A 22,785-nucleotide genomic window follows, 5' to 3' on the forward strand; every position below is an offset into this window, starting at 1 on the left:
CGTTCTCCGCCTGCCGCAGGGCAAAGGCGATCTGTTCGTTCGTGAAGCGTTTGCGAGGCATGGCATCCACCCTCCTTCAGGGTTCAGGATGCCCGAAAAACTCGCGCTCAGTGCGGACCAGTTTGGTGGGTCAGGGTCACGTCCGCGGATCCTCCGTCCACAGTCGGGCCTGTCTCCGCCTACCGCAGGGCAGAGGCGAGCTGTTCGTTCGTGAAGCGTTTGCGAGGCATGGCATGCACCCTCCTTCAGGGTTCAGGATGCCCGAATAACTCGCGCTCAGTGCGGACCAGTTTGGTGGGTCAGAGTCACATCCGCGGATCCTTCGTCCACAACGATGCCGAGAACTTCTACCGGATCTCGAACAAGTCGGTGAACCAGGGCTACCTCAACGCCGAGATCCATCCGGCCGAGGGCACGCAGATCAACCTCGGCGGCACCCACAACGAGACCAATGCGGTGCCCTGGTTCAACGGGCTGCCGACCTACCCGAGCGGCCGGTTCGTGCCGTTCTCACGCTCGACCTGCCTCTGCGCGCCCTGGGGCAAGACCGATATCGTCACCGACGAATGGTTTGCGCAGCTGCGTCAGGACATCGTCGAGGGCTGGCAGTTCAACGTCAACACGACGATGAATTTACAGAATTCGAAGAACGACAATTTGTCCTTCAATGCATATGGTAATCGCGGCCTCTTGCCCAACAACACCGGCGCGCGCTGGTACGCGACATACAACGAGACGAAGTCCGATCAGTACTTATTGGACAGCTTCATCACCGGCAAGGACGAGCTCCTCGGCATGCCGATCGAGACGACGTTCGGTACGAGCCTTCAGTATATCGATCAGTCGCTGACGAACCAGCCGCTCACCTACAGCTACCCGAACGCGACCCGCGTCAACCTGCTGACCTTCGGCGGCTACGAGTTCCCGCGGATGCCGCTCACGCGCTACACCAAGGTGTCCCAATACGATAAGGCCTACGATCTCACCCAGGTCGGCGGCTACGCGAGCATCCGGCTCTCGCCCGTGCCCTGGGCCCACCTCCTGATCGCCGAGCGGATCAGCGGCTACCAGCAAAATATCCAGCAGTACCGCTCCGGGACGACCGTGACGTCGAACAGCGGCGATATCCACATCCCGGTCCCGGATGTCGGGCTGACCCTGGATCTCGATCCCCACATGTCGATCTACGGCAGCTATTCGACCACCTACCTGATCAACCAAAGCCTCGCTTCCCCAGGGAAGCTGCTGCCGCCCATCGAGGGGCATACCTGGGAGGCCGGGATCAAGCGCAGCGATCTCGATGACCAGCTGCAATCCTCACTCGCGTTCTATCGGGCGGAACTGACCAACGTGCCGGTCTTCGATCCCAGCCAGCCCTTCAGCCAGGATCCCAACTCGCTCCTGAAATGCTGCTTCCTGGGGGCCGGGCGGACCGTGTCCCAGGGGATCGACGCGGCCGTCACCGGCAAGATCACGCCGGATTGGGACGTGACCGCGAACTACACCTTCAACGACAACAAGTCGTTCTCGGGTGACGGATCACAACAGAAGGCCACTTACATCTTCCCGAAGCACATCGCCAAACTGTTCACGTCGTTCAGGCCGTCGACCGGCTGGGCCGATCTGGACCAGGAACTCCGGCATGTCCGGATCGGGTTCGGCGCCGACTTCCACAGCACCACGATCCATTCCGACACGTACCAAGAGTACAACAGGGGCCGGATCCAGTCGTACTTCTACCAGGTCCGGCAGCCGAGCTACGCCACGTTCAGCGCCTTCGCGAAGTACGACATCAACGAGACGGCGTCCGTCCAGCTCAACGTCTACAACCTGCTCGACCGTCGGTATTACCAGTCCATCGGCAACTACGCCGGCGGGAACTGGTTCGGCCAGGGCAGGACGGTGGTGGGCTCGGTCCATCTCAGCTTCTGACCGGTTGCGGGCCGCCCGAGATGACGACGTTCGCGCCGTCCGGGGCGGCCCCGGACACGCCGGATCCCAGCAATTTCAAGCTCGACCTCCGGTTCGCGCGGCGCCTCTGGGCGGTCCTGCGGCCGTACTGGCTGCGCCGGGGGGCTTGGCCGTCCTGGCTGCTCGCGGGCGCCGGGATCGCCCTGTCGGTCGCGTTCGGCGTCGCCGGGGGCTTCGTGACGACGACCACGGCCGCGCTGACCAACGCCCTCGTCGCGCGCGACGCCGCCGCCTACTGGCCGCTGTTCATGGGGCTGCTCGGCCTCAATTTCCTGCGGCAGCTCCTCAGCACGCTCCAGATCCTGGCGAGCCAATCCCTCACCCTGCACTGGCGCGGATGGCTGACGACCCGATTGATCGATCAGTACCTGTCCCGAAGGACCTATTACGAGATCAGCCTCACGCAGGCGATCGACAATCCCGACCAGCGCATCCAGGAACAGGTCGAGCCGTTCTGCGAAGCGGTCAGCCGGTTCCCGCGGGAGCTGACCCATGCGAGCATCGACGTCGTGGTCCAGGTCGCGATCCTGGCCAGTATTTCCCGGGCGATGCTGGCCGCGACGCTGGCCTATGTCGGCTTCCAGATCGTCCTCAACTACTACGTCTACCGCCCGCTGATCTGGAAGCAGTGGGACGTGACGGTGGCGGAGGCGGACCTGCGCTACGGCCTGCTGCACGTGCGCGACCATGCCGAGACCATCGCGTTCTACCAGGGCGAGGGCGCCGAGCGGACGCAGCTCGTGGACCGCCTGCGCCGCGTCCTCGCCAGGAAGCTGCGCATCGTCCGCTACCAATTGGTGACCGCCGGGGCGAGCGAGGTCTCGGCGATCATCTGGCACGCGCTGCCGGCGCTCTGCCTCGCGCCGGTCTTCTTCGCGGGCGGGATGGATTACGGGACCATGACGGCCGGGATCGCCGCGGCGGCCATGATCGTCGGCAGCCTCAGCGTGATCTCGCGCTTCATCCCGAGCCTCGTCGAGGCGGCGCCCACGGTGGTGCGCATCGCGGAGATCCAGGAGGCCTTCGACGCGCAGGCGGCCGCCCTCCCGGCGGACGACGCCCCGCGCATCACCCTGCGCCACGGAGACGGCGACCGGATCGTGCTGCGCGACGTCGCGATCGAGACGCCGGCGGGCGAGCGCCATCTCGTGGACGGCCTCAGCCTCAGCCTCCGGGCCGGGGAGCGTCTGCTGATCGTGGGCCTCACGGGGACCGGCAAGAGTTCGCTGCTGCGGGCGATGGCGGGGCTCTGGACGCGGGGGCGGGGCACCATCGAGATGCCCGACCCCGCCGCGATGATGTTCCTGCCGCAGCGGCCCTACATGCCCCTCGGCGACCTGCGGATGCAGATCACCTATCCGCGCCAGGCCAGCGTGTCCCTGAGCGATGCGGAACTCCAGGCGATCCTCGAGCGCGTGCGCTTGCCCGATCTCGCCGAGCAGTCCGGCGGTTTCTCGGCGCGGCGCGATTGGGGCCGGATCCTGTCGCTCGGCGAACAGCAGCGGATCGCCTTCGCGCGCATCCTGGCGACCGCGCCGCGCACCGTGTTCCTCGACGAGGCGACGAGCGCCCTCGATCCGGAGACGGAGCAGATCCTGTACGACCAATTGCGCCGGACCGGCTCGACCTTCATCAGCGTCGCCCACCGGCCGAGCCTCAGGGCCCATCACGACAAGGTGCTGCGCCTGTCACCGACCGGTTGGACGGTGGAGGCCCTCGATGGGGAAGGGCGTTCTGCCGGCGATGGCCGTCATGAACGGATAGCGCGGTGACAGGGGGGGGGCGATCGCCACCCGGGGTGATCGAGGGCCGCCGTGAAGCAGGCTTCGGACGGATCGGCCCCCGCCGCGAAGGGACCCAGCGCGGACAGGCTCTGAACCGGGAGGGCCGTGCCGGATCCCGGCACGGCCACCCTGACGGAGGCGGGTGACTCCTGCTTCTCGAACGCCCCCGCGATGGTCAGGTGCAGGTCGTCGCCGATCAGCGGCACGTAGGTCTTCACGCCGAACTCCGAACGCTTGAGCGTGCCGGTGGCCTCGAAGCCCACCGTGACCATCTTGCTCGCAGGCGGACGACCTTGGGCCAGGACAGGCCCCGCACGGGCGCTGGGCAGATCGGGAGCGCGGTCGGCATCACGCCCGCTCCAACTGCTTGAGTTGTCTGCCGTGCTCGCGGCCGGCGGGGCTTCGTGCAGATAGGCCTCAGGCCACCCTCGACTTGAGCTGACCGCTGCGCTTGCGGCGCAGGAGCGCAAAGGTGCCGCTGGCTAGAGCGAGGCCAAGAAAGGTGTTCACCTCGGGCGATGGAGCGCCACCAGCAAGTAGCCTTTGCGCATCAAGCGCGCTCCCGGTCGAACAGATCGCGCAGCGCCACGCCGGCCGCGGCGATGACGTTGCCGCGTCCGCGCCACGGCAGGATTACCGCTGCGGGTTGCGGGTCGGCTCGGGTCGGTGTCGAGGCAACTTCCCCCGCCTCGGTCTCAAGTTGGTCGGTCTCGCGGTCTTGATCGTTCCCGCGCAGCCATGTCACCTGACTGCCGGTGGCGTTCTCAGGCGCCGCCAGGGACGGTTCAGCGTCCCCGCTATCCTCAAGGTCCGCGTCGCCGTCCATGCGGACCAGCACGGCGATGATGCGGTCAGCCGCGTCGAGGGCGGTCTGTGCCGCCTCCTCCAGGCTGGCACGTAGCGCGGGCCCCGCGAGCGGCGCGGGGAGAGCGATCGCGACCGGCTTCGGACGCGGGGTGAACGTCAGAACATCGCCCATGGGTCAAATCTCGAGATTTTTGAGGAAGGCCCGGCCGGGTCCGGCCGGGGTGGTACGCACGGCTACGGGGAAGGTCGGGGTGGTCAGCCGCCCCAAGCCTTGGCGATCTCGGTGCGCAGCTCGGGCGCGTGGTGAAGGCTGCCCCCACAAAGCAGCTCGTGGCGGACCAGCGCCTCAAGCCGGCGATCGCGTTCTCTGTCGGTGCGGGGCGTCCGCTGTTGCATCTCCTCGGAGATGCGTGAGCGGATCCACGCCGCCCGGTTCTGCTCGCGGTCGACCAAACGCCCGGCGGCGTTCGGGGTGCGGGAGAGGCTGTTTGAGTTCTCCTCAAGCCATGGCTGCTCCGCCCTATGGGTGCTGTGGCTCGATCGGCCCGCGAGCCCTACCAGGCCGTGACTGAAGCTTCAGCGCCTGATCTCATGGCACTCAGGCTCGACACGAACGTCGTCTCGCGCGTGCTTGATGGCGTGCTGCCGGTGCCTCAAATGGCTGGGCGGCGCTTTGTCATGACAGGTGTCCAACCGCACGAATGCCGCGCAGCACGCCGCCTACGCGCTGAGCCGACCGATCCACCACCCATCCTGGCGCGGAATTCTCCGATCGACCCTAAGCCGGCGGTGGCGCACCTCACGTGCAACCGGAGCGCTCTTATCGGACGTTGACGCGCCTGTGTCTCGGCTCATTCAATGAAGAAATGAAATATCCAATTGTTTCTCGGGCCGATATTCGGCATCGTCGCCACATTGCGTCACACTCTAACTGCTTCTCTCCGGCCTAATGCATTCGGTTCATTTAAGGAAAATTTGAAGACCTCCTGTTTTAGCTCTTGCCTGAGGGGCGGCACGAGGACGGACCATGTCGATCAGCTCGATCTCATCTACAAGCCAGCAACAAAGTCTGCTCTACGCGACGCAGCAGGCATCATCCTCGGCCGCGACCCAGTTCGTCGACGCCGCTTCGGCAGACTCGTCGGATCAGACATCGTCCACGACATCGAACTCGGGCTCGACGAGCGCGACCTCCTCGACGAGCGTCTCCCCGACATCCAACCTGTCGAGCGACATGTTGTCATCTCTGCTGCAACTCCAGTCGACCGACGCCTCAACCGGATCGAGCGGCCCATCCTCGACTGCCACCAGCAGCGACTCGGCCGGCAGTTCCCAATCCACGCCTGTCCATCATCATCATCATGGGGGACATCACGGCGCCCCGCCCGCAGCGAATTCCAGCACCTCGAACCCATCGCAGACGAGCACCGCCAGCACGGATCCGGGCACCGCATCGACGACTACGACAGCCACCACCACGGTCGATGATCCGCTGGCGGCATAGAACTCTTGTTGCTGCGGCTGCGGGCCACCCTGAAGGCGGACTGCTGGAAAAATCGCGGACACATCGGACGGGTAGAACCACCCCTGTTCGCCCGCCTCCGTCGGCGGCTGATGGGCCGTCGAGATGAAGCAGATCCGCCCGATCGCTATCGTGAGCGTCCTCGTGCTCGCTGCGAGCGCCTCCGTTGCGAGAGCCGCCTCACAGTCTACAGGCTGGAGCCGATACGAGAGGAGCCGGCGGCCGGACGGTGCACTCTCTGAGTGCCTGGATTACAGGCGTGGGGCTCAAGCGGCGGGAGGCGCGAAATGGGACGTCTTCCAAGTTTACAACGACTGCAATCGGCGGACGCGGGCCGTGTGCGACATCGCCTATGCGCCGGACTGTGACTATGGGCAGGATGCGGTAAGCGCGGGTCACGTGGAAGAGGCGATCGTGCCCTATGGCGAGACGCGCATCTTCGGCCACTTCGTTCCAGCCGCCACTGGCGGTGTGCCGGGCTGCTTCTTCGCTCGCTGCACCGTGGAGACTCCATAAGAACGGCTGACCGCGCTGGCGGCCTGCGGTTCCACGGGCGTGGTGCCCTGACAGCCCGCAACGCGTCCGCCGAAACAGGCCCCCACACCTGCATCATCCACAAGCCAGCGGACGCGCCCGCATTGGAACCGCAAACGATCTGTTAATTTAACCTACGTGGAAATTGCAGTGGAGTGCCCGCGTGAGCTTTACGGTTGTAGGCCGCAGGGACGACCACGAGTTGGAGGATGCTGTCCGTCGAGGCGTCGCTGACGGGTTGGCTCGGATGCTCGGAGTGCCGAAACACCCAGTCGGCGTTCAGGCGATCCTCGACGGGAATGTCCCCAAGTTCGACAAAAGAAGTGAGGACCAAAGCGACGAACGTGTCGCCCCTCCCCGGGCCTAGTTCAGATCTAAACCGCTCATCCCTGGACCGGAAAGCCCATGATGACGGCGGTCATCACCATGGTTCGGCACAGGCTTAGAGTGGTCGGCTCATCAGCCAAGAGCTTCTTCGCCTGCGGGTGCATCTCGATCGCCTTCGCGACGTCGATGCACCGCAGGCCCTGCGCAAGCTCAGCAAACCGTGATGCATCATACAGATGGTCGGCGAGTTTGCGGCGAACAACAGGAGTTTCATCCCATGTCCTACGCTCGTCCTGGCACGCGTTTCTTCATCGCTGCCATCATCTCGCTCTCCGGGCTCGCGACAGCGCAGGCAGCGAACGTGTCCGATGAGGACAAAGCCTTCGTAGCCAAGGTCTCGCAGGGTGGCATGTACGAGGTCGAACTCGGCAAGCTCGCCGAGGAGAAAGGCGCTCGGCAGGACATCAAGGACCAGGGCAACACCGAGGTGCATGACCACGGTCTCGTAGGTGACAAGCTGAAGTCGATCGCCACCGGCGCCGGCCTTCCCTTTCCCGACACGCTCAACACCGAGTTCCAGGGGCGGCTCGACCGGATGAAGGGGTTATCGGGCGCGGCCTTCGACTCCGCCTATGTCAAGGACATGAAGGCGATCCACGACGCAGACGGGGCTGCTTTCGCCAAAGAAGCCAAGTCCGGGACCGACCCGGATCTGAAGGCCTTTGCCGCTGAGACCCACCGCATCGTGCAGCGTCACCTCGGCGAACTCAGCGCGAAAACGAACTGAACTTACCTGCTAGCCGGGCGGCCATTCCATCACGGCTCGCCCGGCCCATACGCTACTCGGCGGCATGCTAAATCTTAGACACGGCGGCGTTCGTTGTGGCGTTGGACTTGCCCCGTTTTCATGGACCGTCAGGGGACTTTGGCAGAGCCGGGTCTCGATTGGCGGTTCTGACCCGGTCTCCCGCTCTCAGAAACACGGGCGAGCGGTCGCCGAGCGCCGAGTGGCAGCGCAGCGTCGTAGACGCCGTCGATGTCGCCGAAGACCGCCGTCCGTGCCTCCCGCGCAGGCCGAAGGGCGCTCCGATGCCCCGGGCGCAGGAGCCGGCCCTGGCAGCCTGCCGGAAGCCAAATCGTCTCCGGGACACCCCGGCGCGGTTCACGCACACCCGAGGATGTGGCAAGCTTCATGATCTGCGTGAACACGTTGGTTCAGTGAGACACAGCCTCGCCCTCGCCCTGTTGCTGATCGCATCGCCGGCCACCGCGCAGACCCTCAGTGCGCCGTTCTCGGCCAGCGTCATCAACTCCGGACAGCCCGGCATTCAAGGCATCCCCCTCTTCCTCTGGAACGGGTTCGGCGGCGCGACCTTCGATGATCGCGCGACCCTGCGCGTGGACCGCGATGTCGAGACGACCGCGGGCGGCGGTAAGCCGTGGTGGACCTACAAGGCGTTCTGGGCGAACACGACGACGAGCTTCGTGTCCCCGGGGTTCGAGTGGGTGATCACGGGCGAGCTGCATAATCGCTCGCGCCGGAGCGCGAATGCCCAGAACGTGGCGGTGAACGGTACGGCGTGGAAGCAGCCGACCGACAACGGCGAGGAGACCGGCACGACCTGGGCCGGCAACTTCAACTGCGTCGACCAGACCGGTCTGCCGAACCCGACCACCTCTTGCGTCGCCCTCGAACTCGACGTCGGCGGCATCGTGGGTCCGGATCCAAACCGGCAGCGGGTGCTGTTGCATGCGGCCGGCGGCGGTCAGCCGGGCGCCCATGTCGGATACGGCTACATGGTCTCGACCGGTCAGGGCGTGACGATCGACCGGGCCTTCTCCACCGCCAACGTCGGATCCACCTTCGGCATCGGCATCGACCTCGCGGGTGCCTCGTTCAGCGGCGCGGCGATCCTGATGGCGGCCGGCCAGTGGCTTGGCTTCGACGGCAACGCTGACGGCAAATTCAGCCGCTTCCTCGGCTTCAATCCGGCGGACGGTGCGCTGACCTACATGACCGGGGGCGGCCCCGTCCTGCGGGTCACCGACGACGGCGCCGCCTACGTCGGTCGCATCGTCGAGACGATCCCGCATGTGCCGGCCTCGTCGAGCGCGCCGTGCGTCGCGGGCGAACGCGCCTGGGACCAGAGCTACGAATACCGGTGCGTGGCACCTGACCGTTGGAAGCGGGCGGCGCTGAGCGATTGGTAGCACAGCGCAGCGCGAACCCGGCGGTCTCAAGTTCGCGCTCTGCACCTTCGGCGAGATTCGTGCCCTCTTGCGCCGAACCGGTATCCACTTCGGCGCTGAGCACTCCGTGCCAGCCATCCGATCCTCGTCAGCGGAGGCTGGCGGCAAGATGGCCGAATTCCGCGCATCTGCGCGTCGAAGAAGGCTCGCGCAGCCGTAACGAGGGCGATGCTGATGTCTTGGCCGGCCGACACTCACGTTGGTGCCGCGGCCGATCCGGAGTCGCCGCTTCGCGCATTCTCAGCCCGGGATCCGGACGTTCTGCCATGCGTCCCGCACGCAGCCATGCCAAGCAGGGCCGCCGTAGGCTCCCATTGCGCCCAAAGGATCTCCTCATCCCGTCCGGCTTGCGGCGGCGGGGTCTTTCGTGCGTCGGATCCCCCCATACGAGACACGAGGGACGACGCGTCGGCACGGCGCGACGAAGCGCACCGCGCTCAGATCCGGGCGGCACCCGCGTCCAGCCATCCCAGCTATGCACCTGAAGCAGGGCAAGCGGCTGGTTGCTGCAGCGCACGCTTCCGTGATTTGTAGACAATTGTATGCAAATTTAGAGTCGAGCGTGAAGAACCAGCCTAGGGCTCGGGGCATGGATGATACGGCGCAGGCTTTGTCGATAATTGCCGACGCGCTCGGCATCTCGATTGAGAGCCTCCGGGTAGCCCGCCAGCTGAACGATGCGAAAGGCTTGAGCCTTTCGGAGAATGCTGAGCTGATCCGAGCGTTCGAGACGATCGAGGACGTCGCCGTTCGCCGCCGCGTCATCAGCTACGTGCAGGGTGAAGCCAATCGAGCTGCATTACGGGCGTTGAGCCGGACCCAAGGCGGGTCGGCCGGACGTTAGTTTTACCCGCCCCCCTTCTGTCGCGTCAGGTATCGGCGCCGGGCCGGGCGAACTGACGAGCCGACGGCTCGACTCTGCCGCCGCCCGGTCAGCCGGTCTCGCCTCCGCCAGACTCCCGACCTTCCGTCGCCTGTTGGCGCGACCAAATCGAGCGCGTCTCGGAGCATGCCGTGCCGGGCCGATATCGCGCGCCGCCGAAGTGATCGGTCTGGCGGGCGACCAGGCTGGCCTGCCTTGGACGGCACGGCGCGGAGGCGCACCATCTCTGGACTGGACGGCCGCCGAGCCGTTCGGCGTGCCTCCGCCACGGGGCACCCTGGGCGTCGACGCCCGCGGCGTGCCGATGGATACAAGTCGAGGCGTCGATTATCGGACCATATCTAAGAATTTCCGCGCCATCCGCGAGATTTAGAGCGTCTCATAAAACGCCCGCTGCGCTGTGGCTGCCGGAGGGCGAACGCCCGGTACCCGGGAGTTCCGTGAGGACTTCTAAACGGCGCATTCGGCGCTAGGAGGCGCGGCCGCCCCGCGGGCTCTCGGCGAAATCGTCCGGGACCGCGCCCCGAGGCCCGAGCCTCGTGATGCTCTCCAGCGCGCCGGTTTCATCACCGGCCGTCACCGTCAGCGCCCGTTGATGGCGGCAATGGGCGCGTGCAACGCCCGCTCACGAGCCGTTTCAAACCTTCGCGGTGTCCTCATCGCACACGATCGGCGGTCGCTTCGAAGGCTGGGTGCGATCAATCCCGATCTGGTTTTGGGTCCGATCGCTGCACGGTGACCTTCCCCTCGCGCTCGCTCCCCAGGACCGTCTCCCAGCCGTGTCGAGCCGCCGCTTGCGCCTGCTCCGGCGTCACAGCCATCTCGCCATGCACAAGGCGATCCCCGTAGGCGTCGAGCCAGAGGTCGCCGGAGGAATCCGCGACTTCGCCCGGTTCCGTGAACGGTATGGGCATGTGGCTCGCGCCGACATCGAAGATCGTCGGCGGATCGTACACAACGAAGTCCGGCCCCGGGATGATGGCCTTGCTCATGGTCCGTCTCCGTCAAAGCGATCGGCATGTCCGAGGACCTAACGCGCAACCCGCCATCCTGATACCGCGGACATCATGACGGTCCTGCAGCGCTGCGGGCATACGGTCACGCCGGGGTGCGGGTCGAGATGGTCGCGCCCGGCCGGTTCGTTGCCGATGCACGGTGATCGGCCGGTATCGCGATGGCCGGGGCGATCGCGATACCGGCACTGCGGGCCGCGGACTCGGCCGCCGCAGCGGCCATGCTCAGCCGGCCCCCCCCCGTCCCGGCGACGGCGCCGATGATCTGCAATACGATCGCGATCAGTACGGCGATCCAGGCCAGCGTGAGCAGGCCGCCGGTAAGCAGCATTGGCAGGACCAGATGCTGGCGCCAGCAGCGTTTGATCCGCGGTTCGGTCCGAGAATTAGTGTCTTGAACAGTCATCAGGCGCCTCCGGTGCCTGCCTGATTGGTTTCGGCAGGTCACGAGGCCAAAGGAGGCCCTGCCCGGGCCTTGCGTATGTATCGTCCCGCACACGAACCCGATGCGCGGCGGCGATGCTTCGGAGGCTCGGCCTCGCGTGTGCGCTGGCGCTCATGGGCACGTCCACCCTCGCCGTGCCCCGCCCGCATCGGTGGTATCGCACGGGCGCGGCGAGGTTGCTTTCAGCCCAGCCGAACGCGCCGGGCGGCAGGCTCATCCGCGAAGGCGCGCGTCCGTGCCCGCTGGAGCCCGACGAACTCGCGCCGCGGCGCCGCGCAGTCCGGTTCTGACACCGAACCCTGTTGAGCCTGACTCAATCGCGGTTCGTCCGCGCGAAGGCGCGGCGGCGGTCGTCCGCCGGGCGCGGTGAGCCCGACCATGGGTCGGGATCACCGCAACTCGGTATGACACCTGCTTGCCGGGCGGCCGGATCGTCACGGCTCGCCCGGCTTCGCAAATGTCGGTCGCGTCGATCAGCGATGGCAGAAGCCACGAGGACCGCGAACCAATCCAGGCGGGCAGCCGCGCGGCGCACCGGTGATCGAGCGCCGGATGGCGCCCCGCGGACCGCGGTTGAGGCGGCAGCCGCCAGCCGGACCACGATGCTCGCCGAAGCCGCAGCCACCGCGCACGAGCGTCATGGGGGCACCGTCCTGAGCGAGCGGTGCGACAGGCAACGCCTGAGCTGCACTGCCCACACAGAGGGCCATGGAAGCCGCGACGATCATGGTGGTCATCTTCATCGAGCGGGGTTTCCCTTCGAGGCTGTGTTTGATTGCCAGGGTCAATCTGCATCAGCCCAACCCTGGTGGTGTGCCGGCGGCACGGGCCGGATGCTCGATCCGAAACTTTGCACGGGTATGTCAGTCGCAGAGACGGCGCACGTCGCGCCGTGCGGCCACATCGGTGCGGCGCGCGCGACCCTGGCGCATCCCGACAGGGCGACCGGACTGAAATGAGGGCCGTGCGGCGCTGATTCCGTGCCTCACGTTCTGATGACCGGACTCGAGGCCGCGCCGCTCATCGCTCCGGCGATTTGCATCGCGACATGATCCTTTGCGGCAAGCGGGACCGCGTCGGGGGGGATGGAGCGCGAAGCGACCCCACGCTGGGGGGCGAACCGAGTTTCCCGAGGCGACGTTCGCCAGGACCCGACCCAGCGGAGATCGACCGGCCACGAGCCGGCGCGGGCGGGCGTTCCCGCGCTTCGGATCCTTGATCCGTGTCTTGGCCCGATCGACCTTCAGACCGCCCTGCGCCAGCTTTCGTCGCTCTGCCCGGAGACATCCGCCTCATCCCCGACGCCGGCGATTCTGGCTGCCCCCTTCCGGCAGCCCGGTCCGAAGCCAGCCGGTCGGATCGATCAAAGCCCGGTGTTTGCGGCCGTCCGGCGAACGTCTTGACATCGATCGATCAGCCCCCGATCTGCCGAGAGCGCCTGCGGTTGGGCGCTCTACGGAGAAGATCATGCCGCACCACGACACCAGCGCCCTGTCGGGCGTCATCACGCACGTCTTCGCGCATCGCTTCACCCTGGAGGCGGAAGGCCAAACCCATCTGGCCGATCTCGGCCCGAAGGGGGCGCAAGCCTTCGCGCTCGCGCCAGGCCTGAGCGTGTCCCTCGAGGGCGAGCGTCGCCCGTCCGAGATCAAGGTTACCCGGATCGAGGCCGCCGGCCGCGAGCCCGTTTGGATCGAGCACAAGAAGCCGAACCACGCCCCCGGTCACAAGCACGCGGACGTCCCGGCCGACCAGAATGTCGTCCTGGCCTCCGCACGGAAGGCGGGCTGGGAGACCCATGGCGATCCGCGCCAGAAGCCAAAGCACTTCGAAGTCTTAGCCCTTCGAGGCCAGAGCGGTTGGACCGAGCTCCACATCGACTTCGCGGGCACGATCTACAAGCAGAAGCCTGCCGACGCCGACAAGTGGTCGCTCGCCGCGTGAGCGAGGTCGTGGGGCCGTCGAGCGACGGTCCCACAACCTGGACCCGACCGGGACGTGCGACGATCCTGACGGGGCTGGTCGCCCGCAATCCCTCGGCCGACCGGCCCCGTCAGCGCTTCATGAAGCCGATGTCGGCGGCCACGGCCTTGAGCCGCTCCGGCGCGCGCTCCTTCCGCTCGCTGTAGCGATCGACGAGCATGTCGGCGCGCTCCCGGGTGAGCAGCGTGAACTTCATCAGCTCCTCGCAGACATCGACGACCCGGTCGTAGAGCGGCCCCGGCTTCATGCGGCCAGCGTCGTCGAACTCCCTGTAGGCCATCGGAACCGACGACTGGTTCGGGATGGTGATCATTCGCATCCAGCGGCCGAGGATGCGGAGATTGTTCACGGCGTTGAAGCTCTGCGAGCCGCCAGACACCTGCATGACCGCGAGCGTGCGCCCCTGCGTCGGCCGCACGGAGCCTTCGCTGAGCGGCAGCCAGTCGATCTGGCTCTTCATCACGCCGGTCAGGGTGCCGTGCCGCTCGGGCGAGACCCAGACATGGCCCTCGGACCAGATCGACAGGTTGCGCAATTCCTGCACCTTCGGATGGTCGGCGGTGGTGTCGTCCGGCAGCGGCAGGCCATCCGCGTGGAAGATTCGGACCTCGCCACCCATCGCCTCGAGCAGGCGCGCCGCCTCGTAGGCGAGAAGGCGGCTGAACGAGCGCTCGCGCAACGACCCGTAGAGGATCAGGAACCGCGGCGCGTGCGTGAACGGCGTCACTGTCGCGACACGCCCGGGCGTCGGCGGCATGAAATGCGCCGCGCTCAGGTTCGGCATCCCGTCCGTGAAGGGGGGCTGGAGCTTGTCCACGATCGACCTTTCTTGTACGTTCAAACTGTTGTTTGATGATTGTAGCAAGAATGGACGAACCGCAAGCACGCGCCGCATTCGCGGCCCTCGCGCAGGAGCATCGCTTGCGCCTCGTCCGGGCGCTCGTGACCGCCGGTCCGGCAGGCCAGGCCTCGGGCGCGCTGGCCGAGGCGGTCGGCGTCTCGGCCGCGACCGTATCGCATCATCTCAAGTTACTCAGCCACGCCGGGCTCGTCGCCGCGCGGCGCGAGGGGCGCTCGATCATCTACAGCGCCGCCTACCCGGCGCTGTCGGACCTGATCGCCTTCCTGATGCGCGACTGCTGCCAGGGCCACCCGGAGGTCTGTGCGCCCGTCGCCGCCGCCCTGTCAGCCCGCGATGACACAACCGGAGACATTGCCCATGCCTGAGGCCTTCGACGTCGTCATCTACCACAACCCGGACTGCGGCACGTCGCGCAACACGCTCGCGATGATCCGCAACGCCGGGATCGAACCGCACGTCGTCGCGTACCTGAAGGCGCCGCCGAGCCGGGCCATGGTCCGGGAACTCGCGCAGCACGCCGGCGTCACCGTGCGCGATCTCCTGCGCGAGAAGGGCACGCCCTTCGCCGAACTGAACCTCGGCGACCCGGCGCTGACCGAGGATCAATTGCTCGATGCGATCGCAGACCACCCGATCCTGATGAACCGGCCCGTAGTGGTGAGCCCCAAGGGCGTCCGCCTCTGCCGTCCGTCCGAGGCCGTCCTCGACCTCCTGCCGGTGCAGCAGGGCGCGTTCGTCAAGGAAGACGGCGAGCGCGTCGTCGACGAGCACGGCCGCCGCATCGCCACCGCCTGATCCAGCTCAGTCGCGCGCGCGGGGCGGCCTGTCACCCGGTCGTCGGTGCCGGTGCGCGCCTCATCCCTTGTCCGTCAGGATCCCGCCGCGATGCGCGCTCGCCATCCGCCTCGCCACGCCGCTGTTCGTCATCCGGCAGCCCAGGGGCCTTCGGGATCAGCTGGAGCGCGCCCACCGGCGCGGCCGTGGCCCTCGCGACCGGCGTCATCCATCCCGGCGACGACCGAACCCCACGACCGGCAGACTTGCGGGAACGCGGCCGCGGCCCAGCCGGCGAGAGATCGCCTCCGCATTCCGGTCGGCCCGTCTGCGTCGGGGTCGGGCGGTCCTGTCCGGACTGCCCGAGATCGTGCGACGCAGGATCCCGGAGGCGGACAATGCGGCATCCCCGCCCGCCGATCGCTTCCGAGACGCCGCGCCGCGTCAGCGGATACCGCCATCGCTCAGGCGGTACCAAGCGATGATCGCAGAGACGTACAGGCGGTGTAGTGCGTGAAGCGGCAGGGGTGCTACCGGCGTGGCTGGCAGCGGCAGGCTGTCGGCATCCCCGGTCGCGAGGTACGCGGCGATCGCCCGGCCCATCGCCGACTGGAGACCCACGCCGCGGCCCTGGCAGCCGATGTCGATGAGCAGCCCGGGTGCCGGCTCGTGAAGATGGGGCAGGTAATCCCGGGTGATCGCCACGCGGCCGCACCAGCGGTGATCGAAGGCGATGCCGTCGAGCTGCGGGAACAGCTTGCCGACGATCCGTTCGAGATGGGCCCAGTCCTGCGGGCTGCGCGGCTCGCGGAAGGGGCCGCGCCCACCCATAAGCAGCCGGCCGGTATGGTCGAGGCGGAAGTAGAGCAGCAGCTTGCGCGTGTCCGAGGAGACCTGCCCCTCGGGCAGGATCGAGCGCCGCAGGTTGTCGGAGAGCGGTGCCGTGGCGACCTGGAAGGAGTTGGCCGCGATCACTGTCTGGGCGAGGCCCGGCCAGAGGCCGCCGGTGTAACCGTTGGTGCAGAGGACGACGCGCTCGGTTGCGAGACTGGCGCCCTGCGCCGTGGTGACGGTCCAGCCCGATCCTGTCCGTTCGAGGGCGGTCACCGGGGATCCGCCGTGGATCGCGGCCCCGGCCTTGAGGGCAGCCCGGGCCAGGCCGCGGGCGTAGCTCAGGGGCTGGATCGCGCCGCCGCGTCCGTCGAGCCAGCCGCCGAGATACCGCTCCGTGCCGAGCAGCCGGTCGGTCTCGTCCTTGTCGAGGACGCGGGCCGGGGCGCCGAGATCCGCCCACTGGCTCGCCCGCCGCGCGACGTCCTCCAGTCCGGCCGCCGTGTGGGCGCCCTGGATCCAGCCTGCGCGCCGGTGCGGCACGTCCATCGCGTGCCGATCAATCAGATCGAAGACCACGTCGGCGGTGCCGCCGGCGAAGCGGGCGAGCCGTTCGCCGCGCTCGCGACCGAACCGGGCGACGAGGTCGGCGGGATCGTGCTTCAAGCCCGGGATGACTTGGCCGCCGTTGCGCCCGGAGCCGCCGAAGCCGATCTCGCGCGCCTCCAGGACGACCGGCCGGATCCCCCGCTCGGCGAGGTGCAGGGCGGTGGACAGGCCGCAGAAGCCGCCGCCGACGATCACCACGTCGGCCCGACCGGACTCGGCGAGCGGCGGCGTCTCCGGCGCGGGCGCCGCCGTGGTGGCCCAGAGCGCGGGGGCGAGCGGGAACGGTTCGGCCACGGCCTCTCCTACAGCGGATGCAGCACGCGCTGCAGGAAGTCCTGGGTGCGGGGGTTCTGCGGACGGTTGAGCACCTCGGCGGCCGGCCCCTGCTCGACGAGGCGGCCCCCGTCGAGGAACAGGACCCGGTCGGCCACCTCCCGGGCGAAGCCGATCTCGTGGGTCACGACGATCATCGTCATGCCCTCGTCGGCGAGGCTCCGCATCACCCGCAGCACGTCGCCCACGAGCTCGGGATCGAGCGCCGAGGTCGGCTCGTCGAACAGGATCGCGTCGGGCCGCATGGCGAGCGCCCGAGCGATGGCGACGCGCTGCTGCTGACCGCCGGAGAGCTGGTCGGGCCGGGCATGCTCCTTCCCCGAGAGGCCGACCCGGGCGAGCAGGGCGGCGGCCCGCGCCTCGGCCTCCGCGCGGGGCTCGCCCTTCACGTGGATCGGCCCCTCGACGACGTTCTCCAGGGCGGTGCGGTTGGCGAACAGGTTGAAGCGCTGGAACACCATCGAGACCCGGGTGCGGATCGCCTTGATGCTGCGCGCGTCCCGCTCGACGCGCGTGCCGCCGACGCGGATCTCGCCGCCGTCATAGGCTTCGAGCCCGTTGATGCAGCGGAGCAGGGTCGACTTGCCGGAGCCCGACGGCCCGATGATGCAGACCACCTCGCCCTTGGCGACCTCGGCCGACACGCCCTTGATCACGTCCAGGGCGCCGTAATGCTTCCGCACATCCTCCAGGACGATCATCGGGGCCGCCTCATCGCTGCCGCCTCACCGCTGCCGCCCCTTGGCCTCGAAGTGGCGGACCAGCAGGATCAGCGGCAGGCTGAGCGCCAGGTACATCAGCGCCACCATCGTGTAGACGCTGGTGTTCTTGAAGGTGGACGATGCGATGAGCTTGCCTTGCAGGGCAAGTTCCGCGACCGTGATGGTCGAGGCCTGCGACGAGTCCTTGAGCATCATGATCATGATGTTGCCGTAGGGCGGCAGGGCGATCCGGATCGCCTGCGGCAGGATCACCCGCCGCATGGTCATGCCCCAACCCATGCCGATCGACAGGGCCGCCTCGACCTGCCCGCGGTCGACCGCCTCGATGCCGGCGCGGAAGTTCTCGGCCTGATAGGCCGAGTAGGCGATGCCGAGCCCGATGATCGCCGCCTGGACGGCCGTCAGCGACAGGCCGAAATCGGGCATGACGAAGTAAAGGTAGAACAACTGCACGATGATCGGGATGCCGCGCAGGAGGTTGATCATCACCGCGCTGAAGCTCGCAAGGATCGCGATGCCGGAGACCCGCAGCACCGCCCAGACGAGGCCCAGCAGCGTCGAGACCACCAGGGAGGCCAGCGTGATCAGGACCGTGAGCTGCACGCCCTGCAGCAGGATCGGCAGATATTCCTGCGCGTCCGCGAGGAACTCGCGCATCGGGCTCAGGACCGGTCAGCCGACGGCGGCAGGCCCCACTTGGTCAGGATCGCCTGGAGCCTGCCGTCGGCCTTGAGCTTGGCGAGCGCGGCGTCGATCTTGCCGAGCAGTGCGGTGTCGGCCTTGCGCACGCTGAGGCCCACCGAGGCCACGACGGTCGGCTTGAAGGTCTCGACCAAGCGCACGCCCGGGAACGCGCCCTGCTTGACGTAGTAGGCGAGGATCGGCGCGTCGGCGAAGCCGGCCTTCAACCGGCCGGAATTCACGTCGCGGATGATATCGGGAATCGTGTCGTAGATCTTCACCTCGCCGAAGAGACCCGACTTCTTCAAAGGCTCGACGAAGGCGGTGCCGACCTGGGCCCCCACGGTCTCGCCCTTCAGGTCGGCCAAAGCGGTGTAATCCTTGGTGTCGCCCTTCGGAACGATCAGGCCTTCGCCGTAGCTGTAGACCGGCGCCGAGAAGGCCACGATCTCCTTGCGCTGGGGCGTGATGAACATCGCCGCCGAGATGATGTCGATCTTCGAGGCGGTGAGCGCCGGGATCAGCGTCGAGAACTGCAGCGGCTCCACCGCCACCGTGAAGCCCGCCTCCTTGCCGACCGCGTCGACGAGGTCGACCATCACGCCCTGGATCGTGTTGGTCTTGATGTCGAGGAACGTGAAGGGCAGGCCGGTGGGGGTCGCGCCGACCTTCAGCGGCTGGGCGCCGACCGCACTCCCCAGGCATCCGAGGAGCAGCGCCGACGACAGACACAGCTTGGCCAATCGCCTTCTCATTCTGCCGCTCCCGTGCAGTGTTCGAGGCCGGCGGCGATCGCCGATGCCCGATTTCATCGTCGTGAAGAATACCGCACGTTTTCAATATCGACGCAAGCGACTTTCACGTGCATGAAGGAACGCGTGAGAGGCAGGCTGGTGTGACGGTGAGCATCCTCCGAGGTGAGACGACGGATCCGGAACCGGTCGACCGTGCCGTGGGCCAACGCCTGCGCAGCCTGCGGCGGGCGCGGGGGCTGTCCCTGGAGGCGGTCGCGTCCAGCACGGGCCTGTCGATCGGCTTCATCAGTCAGGTCGAGCGGGGCCTGTCATCGCCCTCGCTCCGCGTTCTGGCCCTCCTGGCCGACACGCTTCAGATCGGGATCGGCGGCCTGTTCGAGCCCGGCCCGGAGGCGCCGGATCCGGATCCGATCGTGGTGTTCCGGAAGGATCGGCCGGAACTGCAGCTCTGGCGGACCGGCATCACCAAGCAGCTGTTGACCCCGCCCGGGGGCACCCAGGGCATGAGCCTGTTCCACATGGTGCTGAAGCCGGGCGCCAGCACGGGGGACGCACTGTTCAGCCACGAGGGCGAGGAGGCCGGCCTCGTCCTCGAGGGCCGCCTGACCCTGGTCGTCGAGGCGCGCACGCTCGAGCTGGCGGAGGGGGACAGCTTCCGCTTCGAGAGCCGCCGGCCGCATCGCTTCGCCAATCCCGGGACGCACGACCGGACGATCGTGCTCTGGGTCAATGTGCTCGGGTCCGCCCAGGCCAGGACGCCGTAGCCGCCCCGCTTCACGCCCCCAGGCGGCCGGGCCGCGGCTTGCGGCGGATCGGCTATCGTCCGCCGAGCAGGCGCGTCGCGACGGCGGCCCAATACCCCGCTCCGATCGACAGGGCCGCGTCGTTGAAATCGTAGGCCGGATTGTGGAGCGGCGGGCCGCGCTCGGCCCCGTCCGTCCCGATCCAGGCATAGGCGCCCGGGCAGGCTTCGAGCATGTAGGCGAAGTCCTCGGACGCCATGGAGGGCCCCACGTCGCCGTGGCGCATCGTGATGCCGGGGACGGCCGCGGCGGCGTCGAGCGCGATCCCGACGGCCTCGCTGGTGTTGACGGTGGCCGGGTATCCGAACCTGTACGCGACCTCCGCGGTGGCCTCATGCGTGACGGCGGTGCCCTGCGCGATGGCCGCGACGAGGTCCGCGACGCGCGCGCGCACGGCCGCGTCCAGGCACCGGACTGTGCCGCGGATGACGGCGCGGTCGGGGATCACGTTGTAGGCGTCGCCGCCGTGGATCTGCGTGACGCTGAGCACGGCCGGGTCCATGGGCGCGATCCGGCGGCTCACGATGGTCTGCAGGGCGAGGACGATCTCGGAGGCGACCACCAGCGTGTCGGTGCCGCGCTCCGGCATGGCCGCATGGGTGCCGAAGCCGGCGACCGTGATCTCGAACGTGTCGAACGAGGCCATGATGGCGCCCACCCGGGTCGCGAAGGTCCCGAGCGGCAGGCCCGGCCAGTTGTGCAGGCCGTAGACGGAATCGCACGGGAACAGCCGGAACAGGCCGTCCTCGACCATGGCGCGCCCGCCGCCCTCGCACTCCTCCGCCGGCTGGAAGATGACGTGGACCGTTCCGGCGAGGTCGGTGCGCGCAGCGAGGTGCCGCGCCGCGCCGAGCAGCATCGCCACGTGGCCGTCATGGCCGCAGGCATGCATCACGCCGGGCGTCCGGGAGGCGTGCGCAGCGCCCGTCGCCTCCTGGATCGGCAGCGCGTCCATGTCGGCCCGCAGCCCGACGGTCGGGCCGTCGCCCCGGCTCAGGGTCCCGACCACCCCGGTGCGCCCGAGCCCGGTCTTCACCGACAGGCCGCAGGCGGCCAGTTCCCGGGCGACGAGATCCGCCGTGCGGACCTCCTGGAAGGCCAGCTCGGGATGGGCGTGCAGGTCGCGCCGCAACGCCACCATCCGCTCCACGATCTCCGCCTCGATACCCATGCGCTGTCTCTCACCTGCCGGAGGCCGCCGGAGCGCCTCGATCCCCGGCCCGATCCTACGCCGACCGGCCCTGGCGTTCACCCCGGCGGCGCGTGCATGAAGACCTGCGCGATCAGGACCGCGCCGAGGAAGGTCCCGGCATTGGCCAGGAACGAGACCACGACGATCCGCCAGCCGAGGCGGCGGAACGCGGGCACGTCCTTGGCGACCGAGAGCCCCGCGAAGGTCAGGATCGGCGTGGCCAGCGCCAGGAAGTTGAGCTTGCCGGTCAGGGCGGCGATCTCGGCCGCGTAGGGCGTGCCGGGATAGGTCAGCGCCATCCCGATGATCGAGACCCACAGGACGGCGGGCAGGCGCCGGCCGAGGAGCCGGTAGAAGCCCCAGCCGGCCAGCACGGTGCCGACGATGATCGCCATCCCGGCGGCGACCCGCGCGTCGGGGACGACGCCGTAGGTCAGCCAGTTGCCGATCAGCCCGTAGGCGCCGATCAGGATCCAGGCGAGCACGGTCTCGGCGAAGCCGATCCGCACCTCCGCGTGCGCCGGCGCGGCTTCCTGGGGCGCGGCTTCCTGGGGGGCGGCTGCCGGACGGGCGGCGTCCGGCCGGTTGCGGCCGAGGATCGGCTCCAGCCTGCCGTAGGCCCAGATCGCGAAGGGCAGCGACAGGAACAGGGTGAAGTACGTGCCGATCGTCGTGGTGACGAGGTTGCTGGCCGCCGCGAAGGTGGCGACGTCCCGGGCGATTTCGGGCGTCTGCTGGGCGGCGATCGCCCCCGAGGCGGCGGCCATCATGCTGCCGGAGCCGACGCCGGCCCCCATCGCCAGGGCCAGCGGGTCGAAGATCTTCAGGCTGGCGATCAGCCCGGCCAGCAGGGCGATGAACACCGCGCCGAACACCGTGCCGGTCAGGTACTCGGCCAGCACGCCACGTCCCTCCGGCGAGTCCATGCCGTAGCGCTCGCCGATGATGGCGAGGCTCGGCTCGCGGCCGACCGAGAAGGTGGCGCCGATCGCCTCGCGCTTGATGCCGAGCAGGAGCGCGACCGGCAGGCCGAACACCATCGTGCCGAAGAAATGGCCGCATTCCTGGAAGGCCAGGGCCCAGCCCGAGGCGAGGATCTTCGGCAGCGACCCGCCGACTAGCAGGCCGAGCTTGGCGATGAAGATCAGCAGGGCCGGCTGCAGATAGGCTGAGGCCGCGTTCTGCAGGGGAAGCGTCAGCTGCAGCGACGCGGGCAAGCGCGGGCTCATCAGCCCGAGCGCCCCGCCGAGGAGCAGAGCCCAGAGCAGCGGGAGCAGCACGATCTTGCCGGGGCCGACCGGGATACTGACGTTGCCGATCGCCTCCGCGATGACGACGATGACGAGGGCGAGCAGGAACAGCGTCAGCTTCCCGCCCCCCGAGACGGACGGCGCGACCGGCCGCGTATCCGTTGCGAAGAGTTCGGCCGCCATCGTCATCCTCCTTGGCCCCCCTCGGGGTTGCCCGTCGCTTCGCCGGTCTTGATCGCCGGCTCGTCGGTCGGTCCTCTCGGTCGACCCGGCTCGCAAGGGCATGCGCCGGTCAGCCTCAGACCGGCCATCCCCCTCATCCTTGTAAGTCCTCTGTTGTCCGATCTGGTAAGGTTGGATCTGCGGCGACGGGCAGGACCCCGGCTCATCCTGGGGCTTTGAAGCCCGCACCTCAGCTTGGGTGCCTGCCCGTCCATTCCACGACCCCGGACAG

Annotated in this window: 23 protein-coding genes and 1 pseudogene; 10 read left to right on the top strand and 14 right to left on the bottom strand. The window is 68.0% G+C overall.

What is annotated here, in order from left to right:
• Positions 1-294: 294 nt before the first annotated feature.
• Together MKK75_RS32170 and MKK75_RS32175 are read left to right on the top strand one after the other, a co-directional pair.
• Entirely contained in the window at positions 295-1,932 is a 1,638-nt protein-coding gene (locus MKK75_RS32170) for a TonB-dependent siderophore receptor (protein ID WP_244046535.1), read from the top strand.
• 20 nt (positions 1,933-1,952) lie between these two features.
• Positions 1,953-3,743: an ABC transporter ATP-binding protein/permease gene (locus MKK75_RS32175; RefSeq protein ID WP_244046536.1), complete on the top strand. Its 1,791-nt coding sequence runs from the start codon at positions 1,953-1,955 to the stop codon at positions 3,741-3,743.
• Positions 3,744-3,901: 158 nt separating this feature from the next.
• Here MKK75_RS32175 and MKK75_RS32180 read toward each other — a convergent pair.
• From MKK75_RS32180 to MKK75_RS32195, 4 genes and pseudogenes are all read right to left on the bottom strand, one after another.
• A pseudogene (locus MKK75_RS32180) lies at positions 3,902-4,033 on the bottom strand (polyisoprenoid-binding protein); the annotation flags it as partial.
• 272 nt (positions 4,034-4,305) lie between these two features.
• Complete coding sequence (locus tag MKK75_RS32185; RefSeq protein ID WP_244046537.1) at positions 4,306-4,734, bottom strand: hypothetical protein; 429 nt, start codon at positions 4,732-4,734, stop codon at positions 4,306-4,308.
• A gap of 83 nt (positions 4,735-4,817) precedes the next feature.
• Positions 4,818-4,958: a hypothetical protein gene (locus tag MKK75_RS32190; RefSeq protein WP_244046538.1), complete on the bottom strand. Its 141-nt coding sequence runs from the start codon at positions 4,956-4,958 to the stop codon at positions 4,818-4,820.
• Between the two features lie 750 nt (positions 4,959-5,708).
• Positions 5,709-5,903, bottom strand: coding sequence for a hypothetical protein (locus MKK75_RS32195; protein ID WP_244046539.1), 195 nt, complete (start codon positions 5,901-5,903; stop codon positions 5,709-5,711).
• Between the two features lie 517 nt (positions 5,904-6,420).
• Here MKK75_RS32195 and MKK75_RS32200 point away from each other — a divergent pair.
• The 4 genes from MKK75_RS32200 to MKK75_RS32215 all read left to right on the top strand — a co-directional run bounded on the left by MKK75_RS32200 (position 6,421) and on the right by MKK75_RS32215 (position 10,039).
• The gene (locus MKK75_RS32200; RefSeq protein WP_244046540.1) at positions 6,421-6,600 is read left to right on the top strand and encodes a hypothetical protein; all 180 of its coding nucleotides are present in this window, start codon (positions 6,421-6,423) and stop codon (positions 6,598-6,600) included.
• A gap of 622 nt (positions 6,601-7,222) precedes the next feature.
• Positions 7,223-7,732 (top strand): DUF4142 domain-containing protein, encoded by a 510-nt coding sequence (locus MKK75_RS32205; protein WP_244046541.1) that lies wholly within the window; start codon positions 7,223-7,225, stop codon positions 7,730-7,732.
• Positions 7,733-8,163: 431 nt separating this feature from the next.
• Positions 8,164-9,156, top strand: a complete 993-nt coding sequence (locus tag MKK75_RS32210) for a hypothetical protein (RefSeq protein ID WP_244046542.1) — start codon at positions 8,164-8,166, stop codon at positions 9,154-9,156.
• 628 nt (positions 9,157-9,784) lie between these two features.
• Positions 9,785-10,039 (top strand): hypothetical protein, encoded by a 255-nt coding sequence (locus MKK75_RS32215; protein WP_244046543.1) that lies wholly within the window; start codon positions 9,785-9,787, stop codon positions 10,037-10,039.
• A gap of 737 nt (positions 10,040-10,776) precedes the next feature.
• On the opposite strand, the gene MKK75_RS32220 is transcribed toward MKK75_RS32215, so the two are convergent.
• The 3 genes from MKK75_RS32220 to MKK75_RS32230 form a co-directional block, all read right to left on the bottom strand.
• Entirely contained in the window at positions 10,777-11,070 is a 294-nt protein-coding gene (locus MKK75_RS32220) for a hypothetical protein (RefSeq protein ID WP_244046544.1), read from the bottom strand.
• Positions 11,071-11,176: 106 nt separating this feature from the next.
• On the bottom strand, positions 11,177-11,497 hold the full coding sequence (locus tag MKK75_RS32225; protein WP_244046545.1) for a hypothetical protein: 321 nt from the start codon (positions 11,495-11,497) through the stop codon (positions 11,177-11,179).
• Positions 11,498-12,009: 512 nt separating this feature from the next.
• The gene (locus MKK75_RS32230) at positions 12,010-12,279 is read right to left on the bottom strand and encodes a GCG_CRPN prefix-to-repeats domain-containing protein (RefSeq protein ID WP_244046546.1); all 270 of its coding nucleotides are present in this window, start codon (positions 12,277-12,279) and stop codon (positions 12,010-12,012) included.
• A gap of 724 nt (positions 12,280-13,003) precedes the next feature.
• On the opposite strand from MKK75_RS32230, the gene MKK75_RS32235 reads away from it, so the two are divergent.
• Positions 13,004-13,480, top strand: coding sequence for a hypothetical protein (locus MKK75_RS32235; protein ID WP_244046547.1), 477 nt, complete (start codon positions 13,004-13,006; stop codon positions 13,478-13,480).
• A 109-nt stretch (positions 13,481-13,589) separates the two neighbouring features.
• Here the strand turns inward: MKK75_RS32235 and arsH are convergent, their stop codons facing one another.
• Positions 13,590-14,336: an arsenical resistance protein ArsH gene (gene arsH / locus MKK75_RS32240; RefSeq protein ID WP_313901910.1), complete on the bottom strand. Its 747-nt coding sequence runs from the start codon at positions 14,334-14,336 to the stop codon at positions 13,590-13,592.
• A 50-nt stretch (positions 14,337-14,386) separates the two neighbouring features.
• Between arsH and MKK75_RS32245 the strand changes: the two genes are divergently transcribed.
• Entirely contained in the window at positions 14,387-14,746 is a 360-nt protein-coding gene (locus MKK75_RS32245) for an ArsR/SmtB family transcription factor (RefSeq protein ID WP_244046548.1), read from the top strand.
• Positions 14,739-15,176 carry an arsenate reductase (glutaredoxin) gene (gene arsC / locus MKK75_RS32250; RefSeq protein WP_244046549.1) on the top strand — a complete coding sequence of 146 codons (438 nt, stop codon included), beginning with the start codon at positions 14,739-14,741 and terminating at the stop codon, positions 15,174-15,176. The genes MKK75_RS32245 and arsC overlap by 8 nt, the downstream gene beginning before the upstream one ends.
• 423 nt (positions 15,177-15,599) lie before the next feature.
• Here the strand turns inward: arsC and MKK75_RS32255 are convergent, their stop codons facing one another.
• From MKK75_RS32255 to MKK75_RS32270, 4 genes are read right to left on the bottom strand one after another with little or no spacing between them, the layout of a single operon-like run.
• Positions 15,600-16,889 carry an NAD(P)/FAD-dependent oxidoreductase gene (locus MKK75_RS32255; protein WP_244046550.1) on the bottom strand — a complete coding sequence of 430 codons (1,290 nt, stop codon included), beginning with the start codon at positions 16,887-16,889 and terminating at the stop codon, positions 15,600-15,602.
• 8 nt (positions 16,890-16,897) lie between these two features.
• On the bottom strand, positions 16,898-17,629 hold the full coding sequence (locus tag MKK75_RS32260; protein WP_244046551.1) for an amino acid ABC transporter ATP-binding protein: 732 nt from the start codon (positions 17,627-17,629) through the stop codon (positions 16,898-16,900).
• A gap of 24 nt (positions 17,630-17,653) precedes the next feature.
• Entirely contained in the window at positions 17,654-18,307 is a 654-nt protein-coding gene (locus MKK75_RS32265; protein ID WP_244046552.1) for an amino acid ABC transporter permease, read from the bottom strand.
• Positions 18,308-18,312: 5 nt separating this feature from the next.
• Positions 18,313-19,086 (bottom strand): ABC transporter substrate-binding protein, encoded by a 774-nt coding sequence (locus MKK75_RS32270; RefSeq protein WP_244046553.1) that lies wholly within the window; start codon positions 19,084-19,086, stop codon positions 18,313-18,315.
• A 146-nt stretch (positions 19,087-19,232) separates the two neighbouring features.
• On the opposite strand from MKK75_RS32270, the gene MKK75_RS32275 reads away from it, so the two are divergent.
• On the top strand, positions 19,233-19,850 hold the full coding sequence (locus MKK75_RS32275) for a cupin domain-containing protein (RefSeq protein WP_409567645.1): 618 nt from the start codon (positions 19,233-19,235) through the stop codon (positions 19,848-19,850).
• Between the two features lie 52 nt (positions 19,851-19,902).
• Here MKK75_RS32275 and MKK75_RS32280 read toward each other — a convergent pair whose 3' ends face one another.
• Complete coding sequence (locus tag MKK75_RS32280; protein ID WP_244046555.1) at positions 19,903-21,060, bottom strand: M20 aminoacylase family protein; 1,158 nt, start codon at positions 21,058-21,060, stop codon at positions 19,903-19,905.
• 77 nt (positions 21,061-21,137) lie between these two features.
• Positions 21,138-22,514: a DUF3100 domain-containing protein gene (locus MKK75_RS32285; RefSeq protein ID WP_244046556.1), complete on the bottom strand. Its 1,377-nt coding sequence runs from the start codon at positions 22,512-22,514 to the stop codon at positions 21,138-21,140.
• Between the last annotated feature and the right edge of the window lie 271 nt (positions 22,515-22,785).

The sequence above is a fragment of the Methylobacterium sp. J-030 genome, assembly GCF_022829545.1.
Lineage (GTDB): Bacteria > Pseudomonadota > Alphaproteobacteria > Rhizobiales > Beijerinckiaceae > Methylobacterium.